Genomic DNA, 12245 nt, shown 5'->3' on the forward strand with positions numbered 1-12245 from the left:
GCGGTAATCAATGATTGCCGCTTTTTGTGTGCTTTAAAATGTTTCGGTTGGAATCGCATTGAGTTTTGATTGCCAATCAATGCTTGGATATTTACGCGTTAACGCAGTGGTTAAAACACGTTTTGCCAAGTTGCCATTACGGGTAAAAATTGGCCCGTGGAAGTAGGAACCGTAAACGTTACGATAAATCACACCTTCTGTTTGATCCATACCATTATTACCATTACCAGAGACAATTGTCCCTAAAGCGCGTTCACTTTCACCTAAGAAGGTGCGGCCTTGGTGGTTTTCGAAGCCATGATATTCTTCGCCGGTTTCGTTATTTTTAATGACAATATTACCTGTTAAACGCTCATTATTGCGTACGGTTAGTTTTGGATCGTGCATATTGGTTGTGTAGTGATCCATGACACCAATACCGTCGACTTTTGTACCGTCAGCCATCATCATATAGTGACCTAGTAATTGGAAACCACCACAAACGGCCAATAACGGTCCGTCATTTTCAATGTATTGCTTCACTTCAGTTGCTTTGTCTTGTAAATCATGAGCAACAATGGTTTCTTCGTAATCTTGTCCACCACCGAAGAGAACAAAATCATATTGATCAGCGTCAAAATCATCCCCTAATGACACCAATTGATAATCAACATCGACACCAATTTGTTTGGCGTAATAGGTCAATGCGATAATGTTGCCATAGTCGCCGTAGGTATTCATTAAGTCGCCATAAAGATGGGCTACGGCAATCGTATAATCAGCCATTAGAATCCTCCTTTAATATAACCAGCGCTACGCAATTGTTCGCGTAATTGTAACATTGCAGTATAAGTTGCTGCAATGTAAACCTTTTGTGTCGGTAGTGACTTGATAGCATCAACAACTTTTGTCAAATCCTCGTAGACACTTTGGTCAGCAAATCCAGCCATTTTGAGACGAACTTGCATGTCTCGGTAACGCTCACCACCAGTTGCGATAGCTTGTAAATGTGATGCATGCAATTTTTCAAACTCAGCATCCCAGATCCAACTTGTGTCAATACCATCAGCATAGTTTGCGTTAAGTAGTGCCAATAGTGAAAAATCATCGTTTTCCGTCAGCATCATATCAATGACTGAGTTAGTGCCAACTGGATTTTTGATTAGGACAATTGTGACGTCCTTGCCGTCAACATTAATAGCTTCTTGGCGACCAAAAATTTGTGCATTGGATTCAAAAGCTGCTTTGATAGCATTGGCTGGCACTTCAAATTCTCGACCAACGGCAAATGCAGCCAGCGCATTATAGATATTATACAAGCCACCAATTTCAATTCGTAAAGGGGTATTGTCAATACTAAATTCAGAATATTTTGGTGTCAATTTGGTGACGGCGGTGACTTGATAGCGCAAGTTAGGTCGTGCAAATTGATCGGTTACGCTGAAATATTTGCCTAAATTAGCATAAGTGATGAAATCGTAGTGTAGCACTGAATCATCAGTTGGTGACAGAATGCCATCAGTGTTAGTGGGTGCTTTACTTGGTTGATAATCTTCAGGCGACACGTGGTTAAATCCGAAGTAAAGACGCTCATTTGGAAAATCACCACGCGTGAAAATGGGTGAATCGCCGTTTGACAAAACAACCGCTTGTGGGGCATTTCTGATACCTGCGACAATTTTGTCGTAGGTCGTATAAATTTCACCATAACGGTCCATTTGATCACGAAAAATGTTAGTCAATACAAACATTCTCGGTTTGATGGCGCTTGAGACTTTTTCGACATTGGCTTCATCAACTTCTAACACCGCGATTGGTTTCTTGCCATTGTTTGATGTCACACGACTTGTTACCAGTGTGCCCGTGATGCCTTGAATCATGTTAGAACCAGATGGATTGGTAATCACTTGATGACCGCCAGCTTCTAAAACACGAGTGATAAGTGCTGTTGTCAGGGTTTTCCCGTTTGTACCAGTTACAATCACCAAATCAAAGTCTTGTTGAATACTTTTTAAAATATCTGGGTCGATTGCCACGGCGAGCTTGCCGGGCAAACTTGTACCCCCACGATGTAAAACATCATGTAACAGCCAATATGCTGATTTTGCTGTCGCTTTGGCTAATGAATTTTTAAGTGTCATAATATCCCCACTTTCATAAATATCATTTTAACATATCCCAAGCGGTGATGACGTGGTTTGTGAAAGGGGTCGATGCCGTTGGACACAACTTCTTCACAAACTGTTTGATTTTTCTTCACACCCCCCCCCCGAACTTTTGGCATATTCACCCTGTAAAATAGAAGTAAGGTTAGAAGCTAAGGAGGAGCGCTGTGAAAATTAGGCAATTATTTTTGATGACGGTACTGATTGTGAACAGTTTGCTACCGCTGATGTCTGTTCGGGCAGACACTATCGAGAATCCACAAGCTGCTACAAGTAGGGCTGAAGAAACGATAGATGAACCAGAAACGACTTCACAAGAAGCTGCTGCGGTGCCATCAGTAACTTTTGAGTCGGAAAATAAAACAAAATCAAAAGCGTCAGAACATAGGTCAACAAATTCTGAAAAAGTACCCCTGCAAAAAGCAGCGGGTATTGTAGAAGTGTCTGATTCTGAAAGTTTTGTAGCGGCTTGGAACAATCCTGATACGCAAAAAATTATTGTGACAGAAAGTTTTGATTATACACAAAGTACGGCGACCCAGCCACGTCAAAACAATATCGAGATTACGAGCAATTCAACATACCCGACTAACAAGACGATAACATTTGTTAATGACACTGTTTATGGCTTGCAAGTTGATGGCACAGGTAATGTTAGTCCTAATATTAGTATTCACGATATTAATTTTAAATCAACTAGTGGTGATAATAGTTTGCCAAACACTCAGAGATTATCCGATGTCAAAAACAGCATTCTTTATCGTAATACATCGGAGAGTAATAGCAATGAAGTCGGAACATTAACACTATCCAATGTGATATGTGAATTAGACAACAATGAGACCCAGCTTGCTGGGAATGCTATGTCGGCCTTTGTTGTGCCAGGCATGCGGATTACACTTCAGAATCATTTATCAATGACAACTCGTGGTACACAACTTGTCGGTTTAAGTATTCATGCTGAATCGACTGTTCGTTATAAAGGTATTCATGACAATTTAGATTTATATTCACGAAGTCTTCAAAATGCTAATTTATCTTTTATAGCAGCAACTTGGAGTACTTATGCAAATTTAGCCAACATTGGAACACCCAGTAATGAGTATTTTGATAACACCAATGCTTCTGCTGGTGATGTTGACATTGACCAAGGCGCAAAAGTATATTTGTCGCGATTAAATGATAGCTGTGGTGAAGCCAATCTGTTGGCGGCTAAAACAGGTGTGATTGCTGGTGAATTTACAGCAATCACGATAAAAGGACAACTCGTCATGTCTGCCAAAGATGCCGCTTTTGTGTTCAAGTCGAGTCGTGGTCCCAATGCGCCTGAAAAAACCATTAATATTAATGTAAACTCTGGAGGCATATTAGCCATCCAGGGAACCAAAACAGCTGCTCCAGGTTCTGGGCAAAGGTCAGCATTAGGTGTTATTCAAGCTTTTGGTGATAAGCATTTAGGTCGAATCAACATTAGAAAAAATGCAACTTTTTATCTCAAAACAGCTACGGGCTATGGGCAAACTTTTGTTTCTTATGCCCAAACGCGTAATTGCCGTGGGATTGAATTAAATATTGATTCTCCTAGATATGTTTTGATAGCAGATGCAGGATCAAGTTCGAACACTGGTACTTGGGCCGGATATTGCCGTAGTGCTTCTAGTGGCGCGTTTAATGCCAATTTCAAAGCCGATATTACTGATTCTAATGTGAGTTTTTATCAGAATATTTCCAGTTTCAACAGTGGCAGTTATTTGACGAATAACCCACCTGCTGATGCTAGTAATTGGGGTAACATCGATATCAAGCAAATTTCACAGAGTAATAACGGTACAACGAAAAATGGTGATTACCAATTAACTGGGGCAACCGAATCTGTTGAACAAAATTTGATGGTCAGAGGACAACACCATGTCCTTGAAATCACATCACATAAAATGAACTTTTTGGACTATGCACCGTTAACTGATGCCGATACTGAAGCAAAACGAGCGGGAATACCCAACGCAGCTGATCAGGCTAACGCTGTTAGTGATGCTGATCACTTCATTCGTGGCCAAATATCAGCGACATCAAAATTAGTCCCTGTATTTACCACACCAGATAGTGAGTGCAGTGGAATGGCTAATTTCGCAACAGAAAATGAAAACGACGGCATTACTGTCACGTGGTAGTCACCCAATTCACCGGGGGTAGTTGATGATACTGTGGTAACTGATAATAATGGTATCTTTGTTTTTGAAAGTAAGAAAAGTATGGATGATTCTGTTCCTGAAGGGGTAGCTACAAGTCACGTTAAGTACCAAATAGGTAATAATGCTATCAGTGTGAGCGCTGGTGGTCAGACTTATGAAACTAATGTGCGTAAAACGCCAACCTATGCCCCACCAGTATATGATTTAGCTTCAATGGTTATTGTTGGTATGTCAGACATTACTTTTAAAACAGCAATTGCTGCTGACGAGGTGATACTTAACGCCGAAGACAGCGCGGAGCAGTATGCACCGTTGGTGACATTGACTAAAGCAGCCAACTCTGAAAATGGTGAAGGTAAGAATTGGACCTTTGATATGGCGGCGTACAATAATGACCATCCTGACAAACCAATTACGGCTAATATGGAAATTGAATTTTGGGTAAAAACGCAGCGTGATGGCGAGTTAATTGAATCAACACGTATTACTCATGTTTATCATGATTATACGGCTGAGGCAGTAACGTATCGCAATATTGCTCCAGATGCCGCAATGCCATTTATCAGTGACACGATTGAAATGATGCGCTTTGACCCATTAAAACGGGGTAAAAATGGCATGTTTAATGTGTCACCACTTGATTTGAGTCGAAATTATGGTTATTTAACCGTAGATGATGGCTCTGTGAATCACAATAAACCATGGCAAATGACTGCACAATTAGAGTCCACGGGCGTTTTTACAGATACTGGGCTACAACTAGCATACGTTGATGAACAAGACAACACTTCAATCTTGTCAAGTGCTGGTGACAGCCTAACAGTTGCCACGGCTCCCCAATGGAATAATGGGCAATCTAGCGTGCGTTTAGACACGCTGTGGAATCAAACAACAAATGGACACGGATGGTATTTAACGCTGAATAGTTGGCGTACTGATTATTCACCGGCTAAGTTCAATTATGATGATGACGATGGACCAGTGCTATTATGGCAACTTGGTGACGTGCCGGACATTGATTAATGTGGTGGGTAGAATATTCCGAATTTAGTCGATAATTCCTCGCAAAATGATCACAATTTTAACGTATTCTAAAACAGGCGACGTCATGGCTAAGACGCCTGATTCAAAATTGAAGTAAGCGGGGGGGGACAATCAAAAAAATCATAAATGTGTATAGCGTTGCGTTTTTAACAGCTCACTGACTAGTGAAAGAAAACAAGTAGTGTAATAGGAGAAAACATGATAAAGGCTAAAATCTTAATGACGTGTTTAGCGGCCATGATGTTGGCCCCAATAAGTGTTTATGCCGATGACTATGGTTCGATTTCAAACGGTTTTACATTTGATGTTGAAAACAACAACACGCTATCCACAACAAATACCAATCCAGATTGGGGTGATATGGGCGCCACAGTCAACGATTCAGAGATGACATTAGTTGGTGGGGAAGGCTTCGGTATCTCTCACTTGCCGGTTTACAATTTTGGAGAAATCAATGCGGTTGATCTTCGAAACGAAAGCATTGCTACTGACACAGGTAGTTCATACCATGTTAAGCCACTGGTCAATGCAAATCAAATTGCGACAGGCACAGGATATCAAACTAAGTATTTACGTCCGTTTGTGCAATTGGTTGATCAACGCGCAGGGAAAGTGGCCGCCTCACAACTGAATGTTTCAATCAGAATGTCACAACCGTTTACAGGTACTTATATAGATGATGACGATCAGACATCTTCTGATATTCAACCGGGTATTTTGCTTAAAGCAGATGCAGGATTTGACTATACGATTTCGGGTAATATGGTGGCTGCTGGGGATACTGGTCATGCAACACAATTTAAATCAAGTTGGCATGGTGATTTTGGGGCTGGTCCCGCGACCACGCTAAATGATAGTGTTACAACCATGGCTAGTGGTATGTCAGCAGCTACTTTTGGTACGATCACCTATGAGTATGGGTCACTCAAAGGGCAGACTGATAATCCTGATAGTGGTAACTGGGCAACGGCAGGCAATATTGTTGGTAGTTCATTGTTTTCACAAGGTGATCGTGTTAATAACGGTTTTTACCTAGAAATTCCAAAGAATATCACGCTTAAAGCGAAGTCATATCAAGCTGAATATACGTGGACAATGGGAGACACACCAACAGGTACTTGAAGCGGTAGTGACTTATAAATAACGAATGCGAGAAAAGAGATGAATCCATTTAAGTTTTTAATGGCGGCACCAGATGCCACCCAAAAAGTACCACAAGAAAAAATTGCAGCCACCTATAAGTGGCGCCAAGTAGGCGTACTATTTTCAGCTGTGGTGGGTTATATAGGCTACTATATTATTCGCTTGATTTTTACCACTGAGCAAAATGATATTATGAAAGCTTATCATTTTACGACCGCAGATATTGGTTTAGTATTAGCCTGTTTCGGTGTAGGATATGGTATTTCCAAGTTGTTTATGGGTGCGTTGAGTGACAAATCGAATCCACGTTATTATTTAGCAGCAGGATTAATGGGCTCAGCAATTTTGAATTTATTCCTAGGTTCAACTCGAAATCTTTATGTCATGATGTTTCTGATGATTTTGATTTCTGTGACACAGGGAATGGGTGCACCTGCTGCACAAAAACTCATTCAATTATGGTGGGGTAAAAAATGGCGTGGGACGGTTTATGCTGTTTGGTCTTCCGTCCATAATGCGGGTGCCTTTGCTTGTGTGGCAATTGTTGAGTTTTCGATTTTGATGTTTTCACACTCAATAGCTGCTATCTTTTACACAGCATCAGCTGTTTCTGCCGTGATTGCGATTTTAATTGCGATTTTAGGCGCCGATCGGCCAGCAACCGTTGGACTGCCTTCGATTGCTGAATATACAGGTGAAGTGACTGTCCTACAAGACGGTGAGACAGTTGAAGGCGACACCACGCAACAATCAATTTGGTTTGTTTTCCGACACTATATTTTAAATAATAAAATTGTCTGGGCAATTACGTTGACGTCAATGTCACTTTACTTAGTGCGGTACGGTGTGATGTCTTGGATACCAAGTTACTTACACCAATTTAAAGGTTTTGATGCCTCATGGGCAAAGTGGTTGGTTGGTATCTTTGAATTAGCAGCCGTACCGGGTGTGATTATTTTAGGTGCAGTGTCAGATTTCTTGAAGGGCAAACGTGCGTTGGTATGTATCGTTTCAGTCTTGGCACTAATTGGTTGCTTGACGGTCTATTTCACCGCAACTAATCATGCGGTAATTGTCGTTGTATTAATCTTGATGAGTACTTTGATATATGCACCGTTGACTTTGGTTGGTTTAATGGTTAACGAAGCAGTTCCAAAGTTTGCTGTTGGGTCATCAACAGGATTTATGGGATTTTTCCAATATTTAGTTGGTGAAGTGGCGGCGACGGCACTAATTGGTATTTTAGTGGCTCATTTTGGATGGACGGCTAGTAATACAGTGCTTTACTCGGCGGCAAGTTTGGCATTTGTATTATTAATTCTAATCATGGTTTGGCAAAAGCAAGCTATACAAAAAGCAGCACATGAACACTTGATATAATGTGTGAAAAAGTACGACATTGTCGTGCTTTTTTGTTGTTGTAATTTGGTATAATTGAAATAGTTTGGTTTGAGAAGAGGTAGTGGTTTGGCACAATTATTTTTTGAATATGGCGCAATGAGCTCGGGCAAGTCAATTGAAATTTTGAAAGTGGCGCACAATTATGAATCGCAGGGACGCAAGGTGTTGTTAATGACCCCCAGTGTTGATACACGTGACGGTGTTGGCAAAATTGCTAGTCGTATTGGGATGTCGCGCGACGCCATGGCCGTACACGAAACAGAAAATTTGTACGAAGTGATTAAAGCGGCCAAAGATGATAATTTAGCCGCAGTATTGGTAGATGAAGCACAGTTTTTGCAGCCAGAACAAGTCGACCAATTGGCTTATGCGGTTGACACGCTACATATACCGGTCATGGCCTTTGGACTGAAACAAGACGCGTTCAATCAATTGTTTGCTGGTTCCAAGCGCTTGATCGAAATGGCTGACAAATTAGAAGAAATGAAAACAATTTGCTCTTTTTGTGGCAAAAAAGCGACGACACAACTGCGAATTGTTGATGGCAAACCGCAACGTGAAGGGGCACAAGTGTTTATCGGTGGTGATGAAGCGTATATTCCAACTTGCCGCTTTCACTGGTATCACCCCGATCAAGACAAAATTGACCAACTACTATCGCATTAATTTGATGAGAACTAATTATTCTCGTACATAATAACGGAGGAAAATATGAATCCAATATTTCAACAATTACAAACCGTCGTTGATCGTTATGACGAATTAAATGAACAACTCGCCGATCCCGAGGTAATGAATGACGGACAGCACTATATGGCACTATCAAAAGAAGCGGGTAGTATCCGTGAAACAGTTGAGGTCTATCATCGTTATCAGCAAGTTATCCAAGATATTCAAGATGCGCAGGATTTACTAGATGATCCTGAAATGGCGCCATTAGCCAAAGAAGATTTGAATAGTCTCAAGCCAGAACAAGAAGAACTAGAAGATAAACTCAAGGTTTTGATGCTACCTCAAGATCCTAATGATGACAAAAATATTATCATGGAAATTCGTGGTGCTGCTGGTGGTGACGAATCATCTTTATTTGCAGCCGATTTGTTAGATATGTATCGTCGCTATGCTGAACGGCAAAATTGGTCATTGAGTATTATTGATGAGTCCACAACAGAAGTTGGTGGTTACAAGGAAGTTGCGGTAATGATTACAGGCGACAGCGTCTATTCAAAGTTAAAGTTTGAAAGTGGTGCGCATCGTGTGCAACGTGTCCCTGCAACAGAAACACAAGGACGTGTCCATACCTCAATAGCAACGGTTGGTGTGATGCCCGAATTTGAAGATATTGATTTTGAGCTAAACGAATCCGATTTGGAAGAAGAGTTCTTCCGTTCAGGTGGTGCCGGTGGTCAAAACGTCAATAAAGTTTCAACAGCAGTGCGTTTAATCCATAAACCTACGGGTATTATGGTTAAAATGCAAGAAGAACGCACACAAATTAAAAACCGTGATAAAGCGCGAAAGTTGTTAGCGAGTCGTGTCTATGATTTTTATGCGCAACAAAATGAAGCAGAATATGCTGAGAAACGTAAATCTGCAGTGGGAACGGGAGATCGCTCTGAACGGATTCGCACTTATAATTATCCGCAAAATCGTGTTACTGATCACCGCATTGGGTTAACATTGAATAAACTCGACCGAATCATGAACGGTGATTTGGGTGAAGTTATTGACGCCCTTGTTATTGCTGATCAGACGGCTAAACTGGCGGAATTAAACAAATGACAGATAAGCATTTTGATACGCCACCACAATTTGGTTCATCCAAGCCACAAGCCAACAATCAATCGGACAAGCTAAATGCACCAAAATGGTTTGAATGGGATGATATTAAAAAGCCAACTGACTTAAGTCATGTCAAAATTTCATTAATTGAGGCCAAAAAGTGGGCGTTAATTGAATTGCGCCAAGCTGGAATGTCTGAACAAGATGCGAAAGATAATCTGGACTTTTTGTTAAGTGGTGCGTTTAACATTAACTATGGCATGTTGCGCGCTAACATGAGTCGACAAATGCCGGCAGCGTTAGCGACTGTTTGGCCCAAGTGGGTCTCTGAATTGGTAAAGAATAGGCCGCCACAATACATTTTGGGTCATGCCCCTTTCTTTGGTCGTGAGTTTTTAGTGGATGAACGGGTGTTGGTTCCCAGACCGGAAACCGAAGAGTTAGTCGATTGGATTCTAAAAGATGCTGGATCGGGCGTTCAACCGGTCTCTGTGTTAGATATTGGTACTGGTAGCGGTGCTATTATTGAAACATTAATGTTGGAAAATCAGCGTGTGCGTGGCTTTGCAACAGATATTTCTGACGGTGCACTGACTATTGCGCAAGCTAATGCGCAACGCTTCGAATTGTCATTTTTACACTTTGCCAAAAGTGATGTGTATGGTCAATTAGATGGACTAGTGTTTGACATTATTGTCAGTAATCCGCCTTATATTGCGACCCAAGATAAGCACGAGATGGATGCGAGTGTGTTGACATTTGAGCCACATACAGCGTTATTTGCGGATCATGATGGTTTGGACATTTATGAACGAATCGCTGCTGGGTTAGATGAACATTTAACAGAACACGGACGCGCGTACTTCGAAATCGGTTATCAACAAGGACCAGCGGTAGTTAATTTGATGAAAGCGGCGTTACCCAACGCCAAAATAACATTGCGGCAAGACTTTGCGGGACTTGACCGCATGATTCGAGTGGAGAAATGAAAACAACAATTTTTAAAACAGATAAGCAGTCATTAGCTGAAGCAAGTGCATTATTACAACAAGGTGAGGTTGTCGCATTTCCAACAGAGACGGTCTATGGTTTGGGTGCTGATGCAACAAACGAGGCAGCAGTACAAAAGGTATTTACGGCAAAGGGACGTCCGAGTGATAACCCTTTGATTATGACTGTTGCTGATGAATCACAATTAGATGAGTTTGTGGTGATTTCTGAAGCTGCTAAGACTTTGATGGCAGCATTCTGGCCGGGTTCTCTGACCATTATTTTGCCTATCAAGCCTGGACGTGTTGAGATGATCGTCACCGGCGGCTTGCAGACAGTGGCCTTTCGACTACCAGATAATGATGCTGCGCGTCAATTAATACGCGTGGCTGGTGTACCAATTGTCGGACCAAGCGCTAATATTTCTGGCAAGCCATCACCTACAACGGCGCAACACGTATGGCATGATATGCAGGGCAAAATTGCAGGAATTGTGGATGATGGTCCAACAACTGTGGGTGTTGAATCGACAGTTATTGATATGTCAGCAACGACACCCACAATTCTTCGTCCTGGTGCGGTGACACAGCAACAATTAGAAGCAGTGTTAGGTGTGAGGGTTGTTGACGCAACCAGCACGAAATCAGTTGCTAGCGATGTCACACCAAAAGCACCAGGTATGAAATATCGTCACTATGCCCCAGATAAAAATGTAGTGATGTTTGACCGATTAGATGCACTGACCTTAAAAGAAGTGTTGCAAAAAAATGATGTTGTGATGGCACAAGATGCAACGATTGCAGCAATGGCAATTCCCAAAGAAAAAACGTGGTCACTTGGCGAGTCATTAGAAACAGCCACAGAACAACTATTTGCTGGTTTACGTTATTATGACGATGAAGCCACAGTTGCCACTATCTATGTTGAAAAAATGTCACCAATTGGCATTGGTAAGGCATTTAACAATCGGCTGGGTAAGGCGGCAGGAAATCAAGAGTTTAGTGTGTAAAAGAAAAACGTCGTAAAGACGTTTTTCTTTTTATAATTGATAGTATTGTTATCAAGTTCAGTGTCAAGATGACACCTATATTTTCAATTTACAGAAAATAAATTGTGAACAAAATGTAAACGTTTACATTTAAAACGTTGTTAGATAGGCGTTTTCAGCGTCATGGCTTGATACAACGGCGATTTGTGCTTTTTTTTACTTGATATTTTGTAAGCGCTTTGATAAACTATATTCAGAAGCTGATTAACAGCTAAAAAGGAGAAATTAATCATGGCACAATCAAAAGATTTTCATATCGTAGCAGAAACTGGTATTCACGCACGTCCAGCAACTTTGTTAGTACAAGCAGCTTCAAAGTTTGCTTCTGATGTTACTTTGTCATATCAAGGTAAGGATGTTAACTTGAAGTCAATCATGGGTGTAATGTCATTGGGTGTTGGCCAAGGTGCTGATGTTACAATCAAAACTGAAGGTGATGATGAAGAAGCTGCTATGGCAGCTATCGTAGAAGCAATGGGCACAGAAGGACTCGCAGAATAA

The 12245-nt window shown here is 41.3% G+C and carries 11 protein-coding genes; 9 read left to right on the plus strand and 2 right to left on the minus strand.

Annotation, left to right across the window (positions count from 1 at the left end; all coding sequences use genetic code 11):
- Positions 1–33: 33 nt before the first annotated feature.
- Positions 34–765 (minus strand): type 1 glutamine amidotransferase, encoded by a 732-nt coding sequence (locus BMG01_RS04370; protein ID WP_004914597.1) that lies wholly within the window; start codon positions 763–765, stop codon positions 34–36.
- Positions 765–2120 (minus strand): Mur ligase family protein, encoded by a 1356-nt coding sequence (locus BMG01_RS04375; RefSeq protein ID WP_004914594.1) that lies wholly within the window; start codon positions 2118–2120, stop codon positions 765–767. The genes BMG01_RS04370 and BMG01_RS04375 overlap by 1 nt, the downstream gene beginning before the upstream one ends.
- Positions 2121–2311: 191 nt before the next feature.
- Between BMG01_RS04375 and BMG01_RS04380 the strand changes: the two genes are divergently transcribed.
- The 9 genes from BMG01_RS04380 to BMG01_RS04420 all read left to right on the plus strand — a co-directional run bounded on the left by BMG01_RS04380 (position 2312) and on the right by BMG01_RS04420 (position 12245).
- Entirely contained in the window at positions 2312–4315 is a 2004-nt protein-coding gene (locus BMG01_RS04380) for a hypothetical protein (RefSeq protein ID WP_036068594.1), read from the plus strand.
- Between the two features lie 33 nt (positions 4316–4348).
- Positions 4349–5359 (plus strand): hypothetical protein, encoded by a 1011-nt coding sequence (locus BMG01_RS04385; RefSeq protein ID WP_036068592.1) that lies wholly within the window; start codon positions 4349–4351, stop codon positions 5357–5359.
- A gap of 219 nt (positions 5360–5578) precedes the next feature.
- Positions 5579–6502, plus strand: a complete 924-nt coding sequence (locus BMG01_RS04390; RefSeq protein WP_004914584.1) for a WxL domain-containing protein — start codon at positions 5579–5581, stop codon at positions 6500–6502.
- A gap of 39 nt (positions 6503–6541) precedes the next feature.
- Positions 6542–7903, plus strand: a complete 1362-nt coding sequence (locus BMG01_RS04395; protein ID WP_004914581.1) for an MFS transporter — start codon at positions 6542–6544, stop codon at positions 7901–7903.
- Between the two features lie 87 nt (positions 7904–7990).
- Entirely contained in the window at positions 7991–8590 is a 600-nt protein-coding gene (locus BMG01_RS04400) for a thymidine kinase (protein WP_004914579.1), read from the plus strand.
- 45 nt (positions 8591–8635) lie between these two features.
- A complete protein-coding gene (prfA, locus tag BMG01_RS04405) occupies positions 8636–9706 on the plus strand; it encodes a peptide chain release factor 1 (RefSeq protein WP_004914576.1) in 1071 nt (356 codons plus the stop codon).
- On the plus strand, positions 9703–10695 hold the full coding sequence (gene prmC / locus BMG01_RS04410; RefSeq protein ID WP_004914573.1) for a peptide chain release factor N(5)-glutamine methyltransferase: 993 nt from the start codon (positions 9703–9705) through the stop codon (positions 10693–10695). Before prfA ends, prmC begins: the two co-directional genes overlap by 4 nt.
- Entirely contained in the window at positions 10692–11705 is a 1014-nt protein-coding gene (locus tag BMG01_RS04415; protein WP_004914570.1) for an L-threonylcarbamoyladenylate synthase, read from the plus strand. Before prmC ends, BMG01_RS04415 begins: the two co-directional genes overlap by 4 nt.
- A 270-nt stretch (positions 11706–11975) precedes the next feature.
- Positions 11976–12245 (plus strand): phosphocarrier protein HPr, encoded by a 270-nt coding sequence (locus tag BMG01_RS04420; RefSeq protein ID WP_004914567.1) that lies wholly within the window; start codon positions 11976–11978, stop codon positions 12243–12245.

This window comes from Leuconostoc sp. BM2, assembly GCF_002095565.1.
GTDB classification, from domain to species: domain Bacteria; phylum Bacillota; class Bacilli; order Lactobacillales; family Lactobacillaceae; genus Leuconostoc; species Leuconostoc falkenbergense.

Coding starts and splice junctions, on each gene's coding strand:
- BMG01_RS04370 (WP_004914597.1), bottom strand. CDS start 765: ATGGCTGATTATACGATTGCCGTAGCCCATCTTTATGGCGACTTAATG.
- BMG01_RS04395 (WP_004914581.1), top strand. CDS start 6,542: ATGAATCCATTTAAGTTTTTAATGGCGGCACCAGATGCCACCCAAAAA.
- prfA (WP_004914576.1), top strand. CDS start 8,636: ATGAATCCAATATTTCAACAATTACAAACCGTCGTTGATCGTTATGAC.
- BMG01_RS04420 (WP_004914567.1), top strand. CDS start 11,976: ATGGCACAATCAAAAGATTTTCATATCGTAGCAGAAACTGGTATTCAC.
- BMG01_RS04375 (WP_004914594.1), bottom strand. CDS start 2,120: ATGACACTTAAAAATTCATTAGCCAAAGCGACAGCAAAATCAGCATAT.
- BMG01_RS04415 (WP_004914570.1), top strand. CDS start 10,692: ATGAAAACAACAATTTTTAAAACAGATAAGCAGTCATTAGCTGAAGCA.
- BMG01_RS04390 (WP_004914584.1), top strand. CDS start 5,579: ATGATAAAGGCTAAAATCTTAATGACGTGTTTAGCGGCCATGATGTTG.
- prmC (WP_004914573.1), top strand. CDS start 9,703: ATGACAGATAAGCATTTTGATACGCCACCACAATTTGGTTCATCCAAG.